Source organism: Amycolatopsis sp. NBC_01286, assembly GCF_035982555.1.
In the GTDB taxonomy this organism is placed as follows: Bacteria; Actinomycetota; Actinomycetes; order Mycobacteriales; family Pseudonocardiaceae; genus Amycolatopsis.
Window position 1 is genome coordinate 939,647 of sequence record NZ_CP108428.1, and the last position, 17,930, is coordinate 957,576.

The following is a 17,930-nucleotide window of genomic DNA, read 5'->3' on the forward strand; positions in this document are numbered from 1 at the left end:
CACTCCTAGTCGGTGTCGGACTCGCCCGCGCGAGCCATCCGGAGCTGAGCGAAGGTGACGGCGGCGAGCAGCACGAACAGCGCGAGCGACATGGTCGCGGCGTACCCGAAGTCGAACTGGCCGAACGCCTTGTCGTAGATGTACATCTGCAGCACCTTCGACGCGTCCGCCGGCCCGCCCTTGGTCGTCACCTGCACGATGTCGAAGATCTGGAACGAGCTGATCACCGTCAGCACCACGACCATCACCAGGATCGGCCGCAGCAGCGGCACGGTGAGCCGGCGGAACATCTGCAGCTCGCTCGCGCCGTCGATCCGGCCGGCCTCGTAGATCGTCGCCGGGATGGTCTGCAGCCCGGCGAAGATCAGGACCGCGTTGTAGCCCATGGACTTCCAGACGTTGAGCCCGGCCAGCGTCGGCACCGCCCAGCCGCCCGAGCCGAAGAACAGCACCGGCTCGCCGGTGAGCTTCGTGATGACGACGTTGACGATGCCGAGCTGCGGGTCGAGCATCCACGACCAGACCAGCGCGGTGACGACGCCGGAGATGAGGAACGGCAGGATCATCAGCCCGCGGACGGTGGCCGACACCGCGAGCCGGTGCAGGATCACCGCCGTCACCAGGGAAACCAGGATGCCCAGCACCACCGAGACCGTCACGAAGTAGATCGTGACGACCAGCGAGTGCCAGAACGTGGCGTCCCCGAAGAGTTCCCGGAAGTTGCCCAGGCCGATCCAGCGCGGTTCGGACAGGACGTGGAACTCGGTGAAGCTCAGGTACAGCCCGCGCAGGGTCGGGTAGGCGAAGAACACGGCGAACCCGGCGAGCGCGGGGCTGATGAGCAGCCACGCGATCGGCGCGTCCCGCCGGTGGGCGACCGACCCCACTAGACGGTGATCTTGTCGACGTCGTAGACGTACCCGGCCTGGTTGCCGATCTGGACCGTGTTGGCCCCGGCCTGCAGCCAGACCTGGACGGTCGTGCTCTGCGGCGTGTTCCAGTCGTCGTCGTTGCTCCCGGCGACCGGAAGCGGGAACGACGTCCCGTTGATCGTCACGATGCCGGTCCGGCTGGAGTCGCCGTCCACATAGGACAACTGCAACAGGTAGACGCCGGCCTTGGGCACGGTCACCGCCGGCAGCACGACGTAGCCGCTGCCGCCGAGGTAGCCGACCTTCTTGCCGCCCGAGCACGCGCAGTCGTAGACGGTCGCGCCGCCTTGCGGGGTGCCGTTTTCCGCCTCGTACGTCTTCGGTCCGTCGGCTGCCGGTGTCGTCAGGGAGTACTTCTGGCTGGGCGCGGACGGGCGGCCGTTCCGCTGGTTCGCGACGACCGTGAAGTCGTACGCGGTCGACGGCTTGAGCCCGGTGACGGTCGCGTTGGCGGTGTTGGTGGACGTCATTTTGTGACCGTTCGCGAAGACGTCGTAGTTCTGCGCGCCCTTCGACGCGTCCCAGGCCAGCGAGACGCCGGTGCCGGTGACGCCGGTGGCGTGCACGACACCCGGCGCCTGCAGCGTGTCGCGGTCGCGCGGGGTGACCTTCAGCAGGCGCGAGCCGTGCACCGGCAGGTCGGCGGAAGCGGTGCTTTCCTTGTGGGACCAGAGGTCGCGGATCTGGACCGGGCCGGTGATGCCGAGCTGCGCGAGGTCCGCGGTGACGCGGGCGGGCGTCGCGGCGAGGTTGAACAGGGCGACGGTGTAGCTGCCGTCGGCGTTGCGGTTCGACCAGACCTGCTGGTCACTCGTCTGGCTCACCGGCTTGGCCGGGATGCCGGCCTGGTTGACGGCGATGACCTCGTCGTTGGTCAGGAGCTTGACGCCGTAGTCGTCGAGCTGGGTCAGGTCGTCGCCGATGTAGAGCGGCGCGGCCTCGATCGCCCAGAGCGTCATGTAGCTCTGGCGCTCGGCCTCGGTGAGGCCGTCCATCTTTCCGCTGCCGACGTCGAGGGAGTCGAGGTTGTTCCAGTGGCCGGGGCCGGCGTCGGGGATCCACTGCACGACGTCGTTCCAGCGCTGCTTGACCGAGTTGTTCCAGGTCACGAGGGTGTCGCAGTAGCACTCGACGTCCGTGTCGACGCGCCAGCCGTTCGTGTTCGCCTTCCAGACGTCGGCCTGGCGGTGGCTCAGCGCCCACGAGACGACGAACTCCATCGAGCGGCCCGTCTTGGCGATGGCTTTGTGCCACGCCTCGACGTCGGTGGTGTTGGTGTAGTTCGGGCCGCCCTTGAAGGAGCCGGGACCGACGCCGTCGAGCTTGAGGAAGTCGACGCCCCAGCCGGCCAGCAGCTGCGCCACCGAGTCCACGTAGGACTGGGCGCACGGGTTCGTGAAGTCGATCTTGTAGGCGGAGTCCCAGCCGTTGGTCTTGCGCAGGTCGGGGTAGACGAGGTCTTTGGTGTGGCAGCTCGTGGTGCCCGCGATCGGGGAGTTGCCGTCGTTGTAGGCCTTGAGGTCCAGACCGACCGCCAGGTACGAGCCGAGCTTGAGGCCCTTCTTGTGGACGTAGTCGGCGACGTAGGCCATGCCGTCGGGGAACGTCGCCGGGTTGACGACCGGGCGCGCGTACTGGTCGAAGCCATTGGACCAGCCGGCGTCGATGTTGACGTACTCGTAGCCGTGTTGCTTGAACTTCGCCGCGAGGACGTCGGCCTGCTGCAGGACGTGCTTTTCGGTGAGCCAGCTCGCTGAACCGGCCGGGTTGACGCCGGGGTAGTTCGTCGACTCGAGGCTCCAGCTGCTCCAGCCCAGGTACGGCTTCTGGGCGAGCGGCTGCTGCCGGTTCTCCGGGGCCACTTGGGCCGCTTGGGCCGCGGCCGGCGCCGTGAGCAGGCCCGCGAGCACCGTCAGGCCGCCGAGGACACCCAGGGCCCGGCTGACACGGGAGGCTGCCATTGACCACTCCTTCGAGGTCGGGGGAACTACGTCAGACATCGGAGGACCACGGTCCTTATTACGAGAACCATGGATCCTATAGGATCGACGACTGGAGATTCTGACTGCACAGGTCCGATGCTGTCAACGCTTGCGCGTGACCAAAGATCTGATGAATCGGAAGTTGTCGGGGGTGGCGGTTAGGTTCGAGGCATGTTGACCACGCTGGCCGTCGAGAACTACCGCTCGCTGCGCGACCTGGTGCTGCCGCTGTCCGGGCTGACCGTCGTCACCGGGCCGAACGGCAGCGGCAAGTCGAGCCTGTACCGGGCGCTGCGGCTGCTGGCGGACGCGTCCCGCAACGGCGCCGTGGCGGCGCTGGCCCACGAGGGCGGGCTGCCGTCGACGTTGTGGGCCGGCCCGGAGACGATCGGGCGGTCGGTGCGCGAGGGGCGCACGCCGGTCCAGGGCACGGTGCGGACGAAGGCCCGCGGCCTGCGGCTGGGGTTCGCGGGCGACGAGTACGGCTACGCGCTCGACCTGGGCCTGCCGCAGCCCCTGGACACGATGTTCAACCGCGACCCGGAGTTCAAGCGCGAAGCGGTGTGGTCCGGCCCGGTGCTTCGCCCGTCGGCGTTGCTGGCCGACCGCTCGGGCCCGGCGGTCCGCACGCGGGTGGCGTCCGGCGGCTGGGGCGAGGACGTCCACAAGATCCGGTTGACCGACAGCATGCTGAGCGAGTTCGCCGACCCGAGGGCGTGCCCGGAGCTGCTGGTGGTCCGCGAGCGCATCCGCGGCTGGCGGTTCTACGACCACTTCCGCACGGACGCGGCGGCTCCGGCCCGCCAGTCCCAGATCGGCACCCGCACCCCGGTGCTCTCCCACGACGGCGCCGACCTGGCGGCGGCCCTGCGCACGATCATCGAGATCGGCCGCGCTTCGGAGCTGGACGCGGTGGTGGACCAAGCGTTCCCGGGGTCACGCCTGGAGGTGGTGGCACCGGAAGGCCGGTTCACGGTCCGCTTCCACCAGCACGGCTTGCTGCGCCCGCTGGAAACCGCCGAGCTGTCGGACGGGACTCTACGGTTCCTGCTGTGGGTGGCGGCGCTGCTTTCGCCGCGTCCCCCGGAACTGCTGGTGCTGAACGAGCCGGAGACCAGCCTGCACCCGGACCTGTTGCCGGCGCTGGCATCGCTGATCGCCGTCGCGGCGAAGGAGACCCAGGTGGTGGTGGTCTCGCACGCGCAGCCGCTGATCAGGGCACTGTCGGAGATCGCGAAGGTGGGCGAGGTGGAGCTGGAGAAGGAGTACGGCGAGACCAAGCTCGTCGGCCAGGGGAGGTTGGACCGCCCGTCGTGGCACTGGCCCACCCGCTGAAGCCTGCCCCCAGCGGGTGGGCTCGCGTACCGCGAAGGTCGGCTCGCGTGCCCAGAAGGTCGGTTCGTGAGCCGACTGCTCAGGTACGCGAACCGACCGTCGGGGTACGCGAGACGACCGTCTGGGCACGCGAGTTCGCCGGTTCGCGTGACAGGCATGCGCTCGACTACGTTCTACGGCTCCAGTCTCGCCGCGGCCTCCAGCCTGCTGACCGGCACTCGGGCAGTCGGCTCACATACCCAGAGGGTCAATTCGCGTACCCAGAGGGTCGGCTCGCGTACCGGAAGAGTCGGCTCACGTACCCAGAAGGTCAGTTCGCGTACCCAGAGGGTCGGTTCGTGAGCCGACTGCCCAAGTACGTGAGCCGACCGTCCAGGTACGTGAGCCGACCGTGTGGGTACGAGAGGCGACCACCCTGCTGAGCGTCAGCGGCCCTTGGTGCTTTCGCGGATCTCCAGTGCGAATGGCGTCTGGACGTCCTGTGGTGGCGCCGACTTCTCCCCCGTGATGCGGCGGTGCACCAGGTCGATCGCCGCTTCTGCCAGTGCCGTCTTGTCCGGGGCGATCGTCGTCAACGCCGGTAGGGAGAACGCGCTCTCCTCGTTGTTGTCGAAGCCCACGATCGCGACGTCCTCGGGTACCCGCAGCCCCAGCTCCGCCACCGCCCGCAGTGCGCCGATCGCCAGCAGGTCGTTGAAACAAAAGACCGCATCAGGCCGCGACGGCAACGCCAGCAACGACTTCATCGCCGCCGCTCCGTAACCTCGGTGCCACTTCTCGGCCGGCGCCACCAGGGAGTCCGAATAGGACAGTCCCGCGTCGGTCAGCGCGGAGCGGTAGCCCGCCAGGCGCTGGGACGACGTGCCGCGCGCCGGGTTGCGGCCGATCGCCGCGATGCGGGTGCGGCCCAGGGAGGCCAGGTGGGACACGGCCATGTGCGCCGCCAGGACGTTGTCTATCGCGACGTGATCGATGGGGACGTCGACCGCGTGCTCGCCCAGCATCACCAGGGGGATTCCGCCCGGTTCGTCCGGAAAATCCGCGGCCTCCAGCGCCTCCGGGTGGACCAGCGCGCCGTCGACCAGGTGGGGGCCCAGCGACGACAGCGTCTTGCGCTCGCGCTCGCGCGTGCCCTGGGTCTGTTCGATCAAGACACTCCAGCCCCGTTTCTGGGCCGCCGTGATGACCAGACCGGCGAGTTCGCCGAAGTACGGGATGGACAGCTCCGGCACCATCAGCGCCAGGAACCCGGTGCGGCCGCGACGCAGGTTGCGCGCCCCCACGTTCGGCCGGTAACCGGTCGCCGCCAGGGCTTCTTCGACGCGCCGGCGGTTCTCCGGCTTGACGAAGGCATAGCCGTTCACCACGTTCGACACCGTCTTCACCGACACTCCGGCGAGCGTGGCGACGTCCTTGAGCGTCACGGTCACGGGCGATCCCTTCACATCGGCGTGAGCCAGAGCATAGCGACAATTTGCCGGTTTACAACGTTGTTCCAACGATGTAAAAAGTACCTCAAGGCTCCCGCGGTGACTCCGATCACCCCGGTGAGCGGGCCACCACCGTCGCTGCCCGAGGAGTCGCTGTGCCGCTGTCCACCCGTCCCCGCCTGGTCCTGGTCACCGCGGCCGCCGCCGCGCTCACCCTCACCTCCTGCACCGCTCGGGAGGAGACCCCGGCCGCACCGTCGAACGGCGGCGGGCCGGCCGCGTCCGCCTCTTCCGCCGCGCCCTCCGCCGACGGCTGCACGCTGGCGAAGACCGGCTACCCCAAGATCGACCCGAAGACCGCGGTGATCGGCTTCTCGCAGTCCGAAAAGGAGGCCAACCCCTTCCGGATCGCCGAGACGCAGTCCATTCGCGACCAGGCCGCGAAGCTCGGCATCCCCACCGACAAGCTGCTCGTCACCAACGCCCAGAGCGACCTCAACCGGCAGATCAGCGACATCAAGTCGCTGCTCGACCGGGGCGCGCAGCTGCTGATCGTCGCGCCGCTGAACTCCGACGGCCTCCAGCCGGCGCTCGACGCCGCGAAGGCCAAGAAGGTCCCGGTCGTCACCGTCGACCGCAAGGTGACGTCGGCGCCGTGCACCGACTACCTGACCTTCATCGGCTCCAACTTCGTCGAGCAGGGCAAGCGCGCGGCCGACGCGATGGTGAAGGCGACCGGCGGCAACGGGAAGGTTGCGATCCTGCTCGGCGCGTCGGGCAACAACGTGACGACCGACCGCACCTCGGGCTTCAAGGACGAGCTGGCCAAGACGCCCGGCCTGTCCGTGGTCGCCGAGCAGACCGGCGAGTTCGACCGGTCCAAGGGCCAGGCCGTCATGGAGCAGCTCATCCAGAGCCACCCGGACCTCACCGCCGTCTACGCCGAGAACGACGAGATGGGCATCGGCGCCGTCAACGCGCTCAAGACCGCGGGCAAGGCGCCGGGCAAGGACGTCAAGGTCGTCTCGGTCGACGGCACGCGCAACGCCGTGCAGCTGATCGCCGACGGCAGCTACAACGCCGTCATCGAGTCCAACCCGCGCTTCGGCCAGCTCGCCTTCGACACGCTCCAGAAGTTCGCCGACGGCCAGCCGATCGCGCCGAGCATCGTGATCACCGACGACCAGTACGACGAGACCAACGCGGCGCAGAAGGTCGGGAACGCGTACTGATGACCGCAGCCACCGAAGAGGACGTCGCGATGACGACCGCACCGGTGCTCGAGGTGGCCGGGGTGACCAAACGGTTCCCCGGCACCCTCGCGCTCGACGACGTCAGCTTCCGGCTCGCCCCCGGCGAGGTGCACGCCCTCGTCGGGGAGAACGGCGCCGGCAAGTCGACGCTGATCAAGGTGCTCACCGGCGTCTACCAGCCCGACGAGGGCGAGGTCCGCCACCTCGGCGAGCCGGTGACGTTCAAGCGGCCGATCGAAGCGCAGCGGGCCGGGATCTCCACGATCTACCAGGAGGTCAACCTCGTCCCGCTGATGAGCATCGCCAGCAACGTCTTCCTCGGCCGCGAACCGCGCACCAGAGCGGGGCTCGTCGACTGGTCCAAGATGTACGCCGACGCCCGCGAGCTGCTCAAGGGCTACGGCATCGACGACGACGTCAAGCGCCCGCTGCACACCCTGGGCGTCGGCGCGCAGCAGATGGTCGCCCTCGCCCGCGCGGTGTCGACCGAGGCGAAGGTCGTCATCATGGACGAACCGACGTCGTCGCTCGAACCGCGTGAGGTCGAGACGCTCTTCCAGGTGCTGAACCGGTTGCACGCCGAAGGCATCGCGATCGTCTACGTCAGCCACCGGATGGACGAGCTGTACCGGGTCTGCGACAGCGTCACCGTGCTGCGCGACGGCCGCGTCGTCCACAGTGGACCACTGGCCAAGCTCCCGCGCATCGAGCTCGTGTCGCTGATGCTCGGGCGCGAGATCCGCCAGATCCGCGAAGAAGGCGTCACGGCGTTCGGCGAGGAACACGACGTCGAACGCGAACCGCTGCTCAAGGCCGAACACCTGTCCGGCATGCGCCGGCTGCACGACGTCTCGGTCAGCATCCGGCCCGGCGAGGTCGTCGGCCTGGCCGGGCTGCTCGGCTCCGGCCGCAGCGAGACCGCGCGGGCCATCGTCGGCGCGTTCCCGCTCGACGGCGGATCCGTGCTGCTCGCCGGAAAGCCGCTCAAGAAGGGCAAGGTCGCTTCGGCGATGCGCGCGGGCATCGCGCTGCTGGCCGAGGACCGCAAGACCGACGGGATCATCCCGAACCTGTCGGTCCGCGAGAACATCGTGCTCGCCGCGCTCCCGACGCTCTCGCCGTTCGGCCTGGTCAGCAAGGCCAAGCAGGAGAAGGTCGTGAAGATCTTCATGGAGCGCCTGCGGATCAAGGCTTCGAGCCCCGAGCAGAAGGTGTCCGAGCTGTCCGGCGGCAACCAGCAGAAGGTGCTGCTCGCCCGCTGGCTGGCCACCGGCCCGAAGATCCTGCTGCTCGACGAGCCGACTCGCGGCATCGACGTCGGTGCGAAGGCCGAGGTCCAGGCGCTGATCGACGAACTCGCGAAGGAAGGCCTCGGCGTGCTGCTCATCTCGTCCGAGCTGGAAGAGCTGATCGACGGCTCGGACCGCGTCGTCGTCCTGCGCGACGGCTCGGTCGTCGGCGAGCTGACCGGCGACGGCATCACCGAGGAAAACGTCCTGGCCGCGATCGCAGCGGAAGGTGACAACGATGTCTAGCGCCACCCTGACCAGGGCACCGGACCGGGCCAAGGTCACCGCCTGGCTGCAGAACTACGGCGTCTACCTGGCCGTCGTCGTGCTGCTGCTGTTCAACGTCTTCTTCACCGAGAACTTCCTGTCCGCGGCCAACTTCCGCACGCAGCTGGTGCAGGCCGCGCCGGTCTGCATCGTCGCGCTCGGCATGGCGCTGGTGATCGGCACCGAGGGCATCGACCTGTCGGTCGGCTCGGTGATGTCGATCGCCGCCGCGCTCATCCCGCTCTACCTCGGCGCCGGGCCGCTGACGGCGGTCATCGTCGCGGTGATCGCGGGCATCCTGTCCGGCCTGTTCAGCGGCTACCTGGTGGCCTACCTGGGGATCCAGCCGATCATCGCGACACTGGCGCTGCTCGTCGGCGGCCGCGGGCTCGCGCTCGTGATCGCGCATGGCCAGCTCGTCCAGCTGCGCAACGAGGACTTCCTGGCGCTGGGCACGGGTGACGTCCTCGGCGTGCCGGTCATGGTCATCGTCGCGGGCGTGCTCGCGGTGCTGGCCGGGCTGCTGGTGCAGCGCACGACGTTCGGCCGCCAGCTGGTCGCCGTCGGCGGCAACCGGACGGCCAGCTCCCTGGCCGGGCTCCCGGTGAAGCGCGTGCTGGTCGGCGTCTACGTCATCTCCGGGGCGCTGGCCGCGGTGGCCGGCGTGCTCGCGACGTCGCGGCTGGGCGCCAGCGACCCCAACGACCTCGGGCTGCTGATGGAGCTGTCCGCGATCACCGCGGTCGTCGTCGGCGGCACGCCGCTGACCGGCGGCCGGGTCCGCGTGCTCGGCACCGTGTTCGGCGCGCTGCTCATGCAGCTGGTGCACGCCACCCTGATCAAGCACAACCTGCCGGACTCGACGGCGCAGATGGTCCAGGCGGCCATCATCGTCGTCGCCGTCTACGTCGCCCGTGAGCGGAGCCGCAAATGACCGCCACCCAGACGACAGCTCGCAACGCCGCGTTCGCCGGGGTCCTGCAGCGCCAGGGCGCGGCCGTCGTGCTCGTGCTCGGCCTCGCCGCCGCGTGGTTCGCGTTCCCGCGCTTCGGGTCCGCGGACAACCTGCGCGACCTCGCGCTGCAGGGTTCGTTCCTCGCGGTGATCGCGCTCGGCATGACGTTCGTGATCATCTCCGGCGGCATCGACCTGTCGGTCGGCTCGAACTACGCGCTCGGCGGCGTGCTCGCCGCGTACGGCGCGCAGTACGGCCTGCTCGTGGCGCTCCTGCTGCCGCTGGTGGTGTGCTCGGCGATCGGCTTCCTCAACGGCGTGCTCATCGCCCGCACCGGGATGGCGCCGTTCATCGTGACGCTGGCGACGCTGCTGTTCGCCCGCGGCCTGCTGCTCGCCATCACCTCCGAAGGCGCGACGACGTTCAAGATCGAGCCCGGCTCGGCGATCCTCTGGCTCGGGCAGGGCACGATCTTCGGCGTCGGCGTCCCGGTGTACCTGACGCTCGTCCTCTTCGCGCTCGGCGGCGTGCTGTTGCGGCGCACCGGGTTCGGGCAGTCGGTGTTCGCCATCGGCGGTGCCGAGCAGTCGGCGCTGCTGATGGGCCTGCCGGTGGTCCGCACGAAGATCGCGCTCTACACACTGAGCGGCGCGCTCGCCGGCTTCGCGGGCATCCTCACCGCCGCGTACCTGCAGTCCGGCGTCACGGTGATCGGCGTCGGCACCGAGCTGGACGCGATCTCGGTCGTCGTCATCGGCGGCACGCTGCTCACCGGCGGCGCCGGGACGATCGTCGGCACGCTCGTCGGCGTGCTGCTGCGGGTGCTGATCCAGAACGTCATCAACCAGGTCGGCACGCTCGACTCCAACTACCAGACGGTGGTGAGCGGGGCCTTCCTGCTCATCGTCGTGGTGATCCAGCGCCTGCTGGCTCGGTCCCGAACCCGCTGAGCTCCCTTCCCCTCACCAGGAGGTCTCAACGATGTTTCGTCCTGCCCTCAGAACCCGCCGATGGCTCACCGCCACCGCCGCGTTCGCCGTCGCGGTGGCCGGTCTCGGCACCGTGCCGGCGGCGGCGAGTGCCGCGGCCGCACCCCAGTGGCAACGCCTGACGCCCCCGCTGTCCACGCCGTGGACGAAGGACGTCTCGCCTGCCAACGCCCTGCCCGACTACCCGCGGCCGCAGCTGACCCGCGACAAGTGGCAGAACCTCAACGGCGTCTGGGAGTTCGCCAAGGCGACCCCGGGTGAGGCCGCGCCGATCGGGAAGACGCTCGGCGAGCGGATCCTCGTGCCGTACCCGGTCGAGTCCGCGCTGTCCGGGATCATGCGCCACGAGACGAACATGTGGTACCGCCGCACCTTCGAGGTGCCCAAGAACTGGCAGGTCGGCAAGGGACAGCGGCTGCAGCTGCACTTCCAGGCCGTCGACTACGACGCCACGGTCATCGTCAACGGCAAGACCGTCACCCGCCACACCGGCGGCTACGACGCGTTCTCCGTCGACGTCACCGACGCGCTGACCACGGCCAAGACCCAGGAGATCGTCGTCGGCGTCGCCGACCCGAACGACCAGGGCGGGCAGCCGATCGGCAAGCAGCGCCAGCCCGGCGACGGCATCTTCTACACGCCGTCCTCCGGCATCTGGCAGACCGTCTGGATGGAGCCGGTCGCCTCGGCGCACATCGACCGCCTCGACACCACCCCGGACGCCGCGTCCGGGTCGGTCACGATCAACGCCGTGGTCGGCGGGCCGGTCAAGCAGCGCGTCGAAGCGATCGCCTACGACCACGGCCGCCAGGTCGGGCGCGTCACCGGTGACGCGAACAAGCCGTTGAAGCTCAAGGTGGACCGGCCGCACCTGTGGACGCCGGACGACCCGTTCCTCTACGACCTGAAGGTGCGACTGTCCACAGGGGATGAAGCCGGCTCGTACTTCGGCATCCGGTCGGTCAGCGTCGGCAAGACCGCCGACGGCAAGCAGCGGATGCTGCTCAACGGCAAGTTCGTCATGCAGGTCGGCCCGCTGGACCAGGGTTTCTGGCCGGACGGCATCTACACCGCGCCGACCGACGCGGCCCTGAAGTTCGACCTGCAGCAGGAGAAGGCGCTCGGCTTCAACATGGTGCGCAAGCACATCAAGGTCGAGCCGGACCGCTGGTACTACTACGCCGACAAGCTCGGGTTGCTGGTGTGGCAGGACATGCCGGCGATGAAGGACGACGTCGAGCCGAGCGCCGCGTCGCGCGTCAACTACGAGTCCGAGATGCGGCGGATGATCGACCAGCACCGCAGTTTCCCGTCGATCGTCACGTGGGTGCCGTTCAACGAGGGCTGGGGCGACTACGAGGTCGGCCGGATCGCCGACGAGGTCAAGTCGTGGGACTCCTCGCGGCTGGTCGACGCCGAGTCCGGCGTCAACTGCTGCCGGTCCGAACCGGACAGTGGCGCCGGTGACATCTACGACGACCACACCTACACCGGGCCGGGGACACCGGTGCAGACCGGCACGCGTGCCGCGGTCGACGGTGAGTACGGCGGCCTCGGCCTGAAGGTCGCCGGGCACGAGTTCGACCCGGCGGGCAGCTTCGCCTACGAGATGGAGCCCGACAGCGCGACGCTGACCCGGCGCTACGGCGAACTGCAGCAGCGCCTGCTGCTGGTCGCCCAGCGGTGCGGCGTCTCGGCCGGCGTCTACACGCAGACCACCGACGTCGAGAAGGAGGTCAACGGCTTCTTCACCTACGACAGGCAGGTGAAGAAGATGGACTTCGCGGCGGTCCGCGCGGCCAACCAGGCGGTCATCAAGGGCGCCACCGGAAAGCCGGTGGCCGGGCCTTCGGTGCCGGCGGGCACGCCGGGGGTCGACGGCATCGCCGCCTACCCGTTCGACGAGAACACCGGCACGGTGGCCACGGACGCCGTCGGCGACCACGACGCCACGCTGGTCGGCGGCGCGTCCTGGACCGAGGGCAAGAGCGGTTCGGCACTGGCGGTGAACGGGTCGGGCCAGTACGCCGACACGGGCGCGTCGCTGGTGAACACCGAAGGCAGCTACAGCGCGGCGGCGTGGGTCAAGTTCAACGCCGTGGGTGACGGCTTCCAGACGGTGGTCAGCCAGGACGGCGACAACACCAGCGCGTTCTTCCTGCAGTACTCGGGCGCGGACCACCGGCTGGCGTTCAGCTTCGTGGGCACGCGGGCGCTGGCGCCCACCGCACCGGAGGCGAACCGCTGGTACCACGTGGTCGGCGTCCGCGACGCGGTTTCGGGCACGCTGAAGCTGTACGTGGACGGCCAGCTGGCGGCCACGAAGAGCGTCTGCCTCGGCGACGCTTCGACGGGCCACACGGTGATCGGCCGAGGAAAGTACGGCGGTGGCCCGGTCGACTACCTCGACGGCGCGGTGGACCAGGTGCACGTCTACGACCGCGCGCTGTCCGACGCGGACGTGAGTGCCTTGTACAGCAGCGGTAAGTAGCCGGTTTCGTCCGGAAAGGCCGCATCGGGAAGATCCCGGTGCGGCCTTTCCGCGTTCCCGGGTAACACCATCCGGACCCCCCTCGATACGGGACTGAACCGACACTCCAGGGGGACGCCCGATGCGGTGCCGGGCGTCGTGAGCTACACCTACACCTACGGCGGGTCGGCGGTCACCGTCCCCGCCGGACCGGACGGCACGGCGAGCGCGGTCCTGACCCCGCTGACGACCGACACGCAGTACCTCGAGGTGACCAGCACCTTCGCCGACGGCACGGTGTCGGAAACGGCGTACTACTCGTTCTACCCCCGGTCCGCGGCGCCGCCGCTCACCTGTGACGCGAACGGCGGCGCACAGCCGGGCCAGGTGGTCCACTGCACGGTCACGCCGGTGCAGCCGGGCCTGGCGTCGTACGGCTACTCCGTCCGGACGTGGAGCACCACCGGACCGGAGGTGGCCGTCCAGCCCGCCGCCGACGGCACGGCGGCCTTCGAGTTCACCGCGCCGGCGCTTCAGGAGCGTGAACTGCTGTCGGTGACGGTCTGGAGCGCCAACGCGGCGGGACAGCGTTCCGACACCTCGTACACCAGCTTCTACGTCACCCCGGATCCGGCGACCCTGCCGCACGCGGTGCGGGCGAGCTGAATCCGGGTTTGACCTGGAGTGCGCTCCAGCCCCTAGCGTCGATCCCGACGAGATCGCTGGGGGAAAGGAAACCCGACATGACCGACGAGCGCTTCGAACGTGGCCTGAAGACCCTGACCGAGATCGACGGCGAGGGTGGGCAGCGCGTCATCGACAACCTCGCCGACGTCTCGCCCGCGTTGGCTGAGGCCGTCGTTTCCTGGGGGTTCGGGGAGATCTACTCGCGGCCGGGGCTGGCGCCGCGGGATCGGCAGCTCGTCACGCTCGGCATGCTGACCGCGCTCGGCGGGTGCGAGCCGCAGCTGGACGTGCACGTCAACGCGGCGCTCAACGTCGGCCTGACCCCGGCCGAGATCGTCGAGGCGCTGCTGCACTCCGCCGTCTACTGTGGATTTCCGAAGGCGTTGAACGCGACCTTCGTGGCCAAGAAGGTCTTCGGCGAGCGCGGGCTGCTGCCGGTGGCCGGGGAGTAGGGGTGGGCTCGTGCGGGTGATCCTGTTCGGCGCGACCGGCATGGTCGGGCAAGGCGTGCTGCGCGAATGCCTGCTGGACGAGCGGGTCGAGGCGGTGCTGACCGTGGGCCGGGCCCCGGTCGGCACCACCCACCCGAAGCTCACCGAGAAGGTCGAGAAGGACCTCTTCGCCCTCGAGCCGATCACCGGCTACGACACGTGCTTCTTCTGCCTCGGCCTGTCGTCGGTCGGCGTGGCGGCCGAGGAGTACGAGCGGATCACCTACCAGCTCACCCTTTCGGTCGCGCGGACGCTGCCGGCGGACACCACGTTCGTGTACGTCTCGGGCGCGAGCACCGACAGCACCGAACGCGGCCGGGTGCGCTGGGCCCGCGTCAAGGGCGCGACCGAGAACGCGCTGGCCAAGCTGCCGCTGCGGACGTTCTTCTTCCGCCCCGGCTACATCCAGCCGCGGCACGGGATCACGTCGAAGACCCCGCTGTACCGGACGATCTACCGCGTGGCGGCGCCGCTGTACCCGGTGCTGAGCCGGCTGGCGCCGCGGGTGGTGACGACCACCGAGGACATCGGCCGCGCGATGCTGGAGGTCGCGGCCCACGGCTACGAGCGGCAGATCCTGGAGAACCCCGACATCAACGCGGCCGCCGGACGCGCGAGCTGAGCCGTCACCGGCCCCGCGCGACCAGCCCCGCGAGCAGGTTCGCCAGGCCCTCGGCCAGCGCCGTCGTGAAGAACTCCCCGGCCGGCGGGCCGCCCAGCTCGGCGGTCACCGCCGCGACGGCGTCGGTCGGGTTGGCGTAGGGCCACAGCCCCGACACCACCACGACCATCGCCCCGGCGAAGTGCGCCGCGCCCTCGGCCGTCAGCTCGGGGACCCGCTTCCGGACCAGCTCGCCGAGCCGGTCGGTGTTCGCGGCCGCGCGGCGCTTGAAGCCGCGGGCGAACTCGAGCGAGATGTTGCGTTCCAGGACCGACCCCATCGAGCTGATCAGGTCGCACAGCAGCGGACGCCCGGCCAGCGACGTCGCGAGCGTCGCGGCGAGACGTTCTTCGCGGGCGAAGCCGGGTTCGTCCGGGCCGGGGTCGGCGAGGGTCGCTTCCAGGTCGTCGAGCCAGTCCGTCCAGGTGGCGTCGAGGACCTCGAGGAAGATCGCCTCACGGCTGTCGAAGTAGCGCAGGACGTTGGACTTCGCGAGCCCGACCCGGCAGCTGAGCTCCCGCAGGCTGATCTCGGCGACCGGCCGCTCGGCGAGCAGCTCGCGCGCGGCGGCGAGGATAGCGGTGCGGCGCGCCTCGATCTGCTCGGGCCGCCGGGCGCGCTGGAATCCGCCGCTCATGGGGCCGAGGTTACCGTCCGGGCGGGCCGCGCTGAACGATCGTTCAACTAGAATCGGGGCCATGGCCACCCGGGACCCCGCCGCGAAGCGCCGTCAGCTGCTCGAAGCCGCCCTGGCGGAGTTCGCCGCGCACGGCATCGCCGGCGCCCGGATGGACCGGATCGCGACGCGCGCGAAGTGCAGCGCGGGCCTCGTCTACACCTACTTCGGCAGCAAGGACGACCTGTTCGACGCGGTTTTCGACACGATCGTCGAGCGCACCCTCGCCGAGACGCCGATCACCGCCGACGACCTGCCCGGGTACGCCGGCCGGCTGTTCGACAACTACGTGGCCTACCCCGAGGTGACGCGGATCTCCGCCTGGTACCGCCTCGAGCGCGCCGGCACGGGCCGCACGATCCAGGCGATCGCGGACTCGGCCAAGGGCAAGGTCGAGGCCGTCCGCGCGGCCCAGAAGGCCGGCACGGTCTCGGACCGCTTCGAGCCGGAACAGCTGCTGATGATGGTGCTGACGCTGGCGGCGATGTGGTCGGCCCAGACGGTCGAGATGATCGCCACGGCCCCCGACGACGAGGCCTACCGCCGCGCGACGGTCACCGAAGCGGTCCGCAAGCTGATCAGCTGACCGCCTTCTCCTCCCGCCGGGACTTCACCCGGCGGTAGCTCCAGATCAGCAGCGCGAACAGGATCACCGACGACAGGATCAGGCTCGATCCGGTGCTCCAGCCGCTGAACGGCAGGGACTTCACCGTGCCCCAGACGATGCCCGCCGCCAGCAGGGCGAGCCCGGCCAGCACCGAGCCGGCGATCCGCAGGGGTGACGAGACGCTCTCCTCGGCCGCCTTCATCGCGCGGTCGCGGACCGGGTCGACGTACCGCTCCAGCTTCGGGAACTCCGACGCGAGCAGCAGCAGCCCGGCGAGCACCAGCAGCAGGCCGGGCCCCGGCAGGACCAGCAGCAGCACGCCGACCACCAGCAGGATCCCGCCCGCCACCGTGATCATGACGCGCTTGGCCTGTTTACCGATCCCCACTCGGCCACTCCCCTCGTTCCGTCCGATTCTTCCCGGTTGTGCCGTCGCGTGCCACTCGCGAGTACCCGGATCCGCGCGGCCGACACCACCAACGCGCAGAGCGTGGCCGCCGCGAGCCAGGTCACGACGCCCGGCCAGACGTAGAGGAGCTGCCCGAACGTGCCCCGCCGGCCGGCGAACACGACGCTCATCAGCTGCGGCAGCAGCGCCAGGACCACCGCCGGCAGCAGGCTCGGCAGCAGCCGCAGCCCGGCCCGCCACCACGACGTCCGCCGCGCCGCCCACCGCCGCGCGTGGCGGACGCCGAGCACGGCGAGCACCACCGAGAGCAGGATCAGCCCGGCGAGCACCCGGTCCGCGACGACGCCGGCGGGCAGCGCGAGCTCCGGCGTCCCGCCCTGCACGAGCGTCGCGAGGCCCTGCGCCAGTGAATCGGCGTCGTTGTCCAGGGCCAGCCCGGTGGTGGCGAGCACCGTGACGCCGTAGCCGCCGGGGAGCAGGACCTGAGCGGCGGTGTGGCTGAACCACTCGCCGTTGTGGGACAGCTGTCCCGGCCGGTAGGCGCCCCAGCCGAACGCGTAGCCGTGCCCGGGCGCCGGGGTGTGCGCGAGCGCGGCCGACGCCGGCGAGAGCACGCCGCCGCCGTCCCGCTGCGCGATCAGCCACCGCGTCAGGTCGGTCGCGGTGCTCAGCACGCCGTGGCTGCCGCCGGTGAACCAGTCCGGCTCACCGACCGGGACGGCGAAGCCGAACGCCCGCACGTACCCCGGCGAGAGGCCGGCCGGCGGACTGTCCACAGTGGAGCTGGAGGTCATGCCGAGCGGCGCGAACAGCCGCGTCCGCAGGTAGTCGGCGAACGGCTGACCGGCCACGACCTCGACGATCCGGGCGGCAACCTCGTAGTTCGGGTTGTGGTAGTGGAACTTCGCGCCCGGCTCGTCGGCCAGGCCCGCGTCCCGCAGCCGGGAGACGGCTTCGGCGAGGGTGTGCGGCTGCGGCAGCGTCAGGTCGGGGAACGCCGAGTCGGCCATCCCGGACGTCTGGTCGAGCAGCATCCGCACGGTGATCCGGGCGCCGCGCGGGTCGGCGAGCCGGAACTCCGGCAGGTAGCGCGTGACCGGCTGATCGAGCCCGACGCGGCCGGCGTCGACGAGCCGGAGCACGGCGAACGCCGTCATCGACTTGCTCAGCGACGCGATCGGCAGCCGGGTCGACGCGGTGATCGGCGCGCCCGCCGCGTCGTGGCCGTAGCCGGCGACACGCACGACGTCGGCGCCGTGCGTGACGGCGACCGCGGCGCCGGGCAGGCCGGTGTGGTCGAGGTAGGCGCGGACGTAATCGTCGATGCCCTCCCGGGCGGGAGCGGCCGAAGCCGGGGTCGCCAGCAGGAAGAAGAACGCGCCGAGCAGCGCGAAAAGCCTGGTCATAGCGCAAAAGTAGGCAACGGCCCCACTCGCCGTCGGCTGCCGGACGGCGCGAGCCACCCCCTACTTTCGGCACCTCCTTGACGGCGCCCCC

At 70.1% G+C, this 17,930-nt stretch carries 16 protein-coding genes; 10 read left to right on the top strand and 6 right to left on the bottom strand.

The annotated features are described in order from the left end of the window. Positions 1-5: 5 nt before the first annotated feature. Both OG570_RS04400 and OG570_RS04405 read right to left on the bottom strand, forming a co-directional pair. Complete coding sequence (locus tag OG570_RS04400; protein ID WP_326946519.1) at positions 6-887, bottom strand: carbohydrate ABC transporter permease; 882 nt, start codon at positions 885-887, stop codon at positions 6-8. Next, on the bottom strand, positions 887-2,893 hold the full coding sequence (locus OG570_RS04405; protein ID WP_326955694.1) for a CBM35 domain-containing protein: 2,007 nt from the start codon (positions 2,891-2,893) through the stop codon (positions 887-889). The genes OG570_RS04400 and OG570_RS04405 overlap by 1 nt, the downstream gene beginning before the upstream one ends. 192 nt (positions 2,894-3,085) lie before the next feature. Between OG570_RS04405 and OG570_RS04410 the strand changes: the two genes are divergently transcribed. Beyond that, entirely contained in the window at positions 3,086-4,249 is a 1,164-nt protein-coding gene (locus OG570_RS04410; RefSeq protein WP_326955695.1) for an AAA family ATPase, read from the top strand. A gap of 425 nt (positions 4,250-4,674) precedes the next feature. Here OG570_RS04410 and OG570_RS04415 read toward each other — a convergent pair whose 3' ends face one another. Continuing rightward, complete coding sequence (locus OG570_RS04415) at positions 4,675-5,679, bottom strand: LacI family DNA-binding transcriptional regulator (RefSeq protein WP_326946516.1); 1,005 nt, start codon at positions 5,677-5,679, stop codon at positions 4,675-4,677. A gap of 155 nt (positions 5,680-5,834) precedes the next feature. Between OG570_RS04415 and OG570_RS04420 the strand changes: the two genes are divergently transcribed. From OG570_RS04420 to OG570_RS04455, 8 genes are all read left to right on the top strand, one after another. Beyond that, positions 5,835-6,911, top strand: coding sequence for an ABC transporter substrate-binding protein (locus tag OG570_RS04420; RefSeq protein ID WP_247061395.1), 1,077 nt, complete (start codon positions 5,835-5,837; stop codon positions 6,909-6,911). Beyond that, positions 6,911-8,467, top strand: a complete 1,557-nt coding sequence (locus tag OG570_RS04425; protein ID WP_326955696.1) for a sugar ABC transporter ATP-binding protein — start codon at positions 6,911-6,913, stop codon at positions 8,465-8,467. Before OG570_RS04420 ends, OG570_RS04425 begins: the two co-directional genes overlap by 1 nt. Then, entirely contained in the window at positions 8,460-9,422 is a 963-nt protein-coding gene (locus tag OG570_RS04430) for an ABC transporter permease (RefSeq protein ID WP_326946514.1), read from the top strand. The genes OG570_RS04425 and OG570_RS04430 overlap by 8 nt, the downstream gene beginning before the upstream one ends. After that, on the top strand, positions 9,419-10,393 hold the full coding sequence (locus tag OG570_RS04435; RefSeq protein WP_247061390.1) for an ABC transporter permease: 975 nt from the start codon (positions 9,419-9,421) through the stop codon (positions 10,391-10,393). Before OG570_RS04430 ends, OG570_RS04435 begins: the two co-directional genes overlap by 4 nt. 31 nt (positions 10,394-10,424) lie before the next feature. Next, positions 10,425-12,923, top strand: a complete 2,499-nt coding sequence (locus OG570_RS04440; RefSeq protein WP_326955697.1) for a LamG-like jellyroll fold domain-containing protein — start codon at positions 10,425-10,427, stop codon at positions 12,921-12,923. 138 nt (positions 12,924-13,061) lie between these two features. After that, positions 13,062-13,568: a hypothetical protein gene (locus OG570_RS04445; protein WP_326955698.1), complete on the top strand. Its 507-nt coding sequence runs from the start codon at positions 13,062-13,064 to the stop codon at positions 13,566-13,568. A gap of 77 nt (positions 13,569-13,645) precedes the next feature. Further along, complete coding sequence (locus tag OG570_RS04450) at positions 13,646-14,041, top strand: carboxymuconolactone decarboxylase family protein (RefSeq protein WP_326955699.1); 396 nt, start codon at positions 13,646-13,648, stop codon at positions 14,039-14,041. A 10-nt stretch (positions 14,042-14,051) separates the two neighbouring features. Then, positions 14,052-14,702, top strand: a complete 651-nt coding sequence (locus OG570_RS04455; RefSeq protein WP_326955700.1) for an epimerase — start codon at positions 14,052-14,054, stop codon at positions 14,700-14,702. A 4-nt stretch (positions 14,703-14,706) separates the two neighbouring features. On the opposite strand, the gene OG570_RS04460 is transcribed toward OG570_RS04455, so the two are convergent. Beyond that, complete coding sequence (locus OG570_RS04460; RefSeq protein WP_326955701.1) at positions 14,707-15,378, bottom strand: TetR/AcrR family transcriptional regulator; 672 nt, start codon at positions 15,376-15,378, stop codon at positions 14,707-14,709. Positions 15,379-15,439: 61 nt separating this feature from the next. Here OG570_RS04460 and OG570_RS04465 point away from each other — a divergent pair, with 61 nt between their 5' ends. Beyond that, positions 15,440-16,003 (top strand): TetR family transcriptional regulator, encoded by a 564-nt coding sequence (locus OG570_RS04465; RefSeq protein WP_326946508.1) that lies wholly within the window; start codon positions 15,440-15,442, stop codon positions 16,001-16,003. On the opposite strand, the gene OG570_RS04470 is transcribed toward OG570_RS04465, so the two are convergent. Continuing rightward, a complete protein-coding gene (locus OG570_RS04470) occupies positions 15,996-16,412 on the bottom strand; it encodes a PGPGW domain-containing protein (protein ID WP_326946507.1) in 417 nt (138 codons plus the stop codon). The two genes, OG570_RS04465 and OG570_RS04470, sit on opposite strands and share 8 nt — an antisense overlap. Continuing rightward, positions 16,379-17,839 (bottom strand): serine hydrolase domain-containing protein, encoded by a 1,461-nt coding sequence (locus tag OG570_RS04475; protein ID WP_326955702.1) that lies wholly within the window; start codon positions 17,837-17,839, stop codon positions 16,379-16,381. Before OG570_RS04475 ends, OG570_RS04470 begins: the two co-directional genes overlap by 34 nt. Between the last annotated feature and the right edge of the window lie 91 nt (positions 17,840-17,930).

Excerpts from the sequence above, each read along its gene's own strand:
- OG570_RS04410 (WP_326955695.1), top strand. The coding sequence starts at position 3,086 with ATGTTGACCACGCTGGCCGTCGAGAACTACCGCTCGCTGCGCGACCTG.
- OG570_RS04440 (WP_326955697.1), top strand. The coding sequence starts at position 10,425 with ATGTTTCGTCCTGCCCTCAGAACCCGCCGATGGCTCACCGCCACCGCC.
- OG570_RS04435 (WP_247061390.1), top strand. The coding sequence starts at position 9,419 with ATGACCGCCACCCAGACGACAGCTCGCAACGCCGCGTTCGCCGGGGTC.
- OG570_RS04475 (WP_326955702.1), bottom strand. The coding sequence starts at position 17,839 with ATGACCAGGCTTTTCGCGCTGCTCGGCGCGTTCTTCTTCCTGCTGGCG.
- OG570_RS04450 (WP_326955699.1), top strand. The coding sequence starts at position 13,646 with ATGACCGACGAGCGCTTCGAACGTGGCCTGAAGACCCTGACCGAGATC.
- OG570_RS04430 (WP_326946514.1), top strand. The coding sequence starts at position 8,460 with ATGTCTAGCGCCACCCTGACCAGGGCACCGGACCGGGCCAAGGTCACC.
- OG570_RS04425 (WP_326955696.1), top strand. The coding sequence starts at position 6,911 with ATGACCGCAGCCACCGAAGAGGACGTCGCGATGACGACCGCACCGGTG.
- OG570_RS04465 (WP_326946508.1), top strand. The coding sequence starts at position 15,440 with ATGGCCACCCGGGACCCCGCCGCGAAGCGCCGTCAGCTGCTCGAAGCC.
- OG570_RS04405 (WP_326955694.1), bottom strand. The coding sequence starts at position 2,893 with ATGGCAGCCTCCCGTGTCAGCCGGGCCCTGGGTGTCCTCGGCGGCCTG.
- OG570_RS04460 (WP_326955701.1), bottom strand. The coding sequence starts at position 15,378 with ATGAGCGGCGGATTCCAGCGCGCCCGGCGGCCCGAGCAGATCGAGGCG.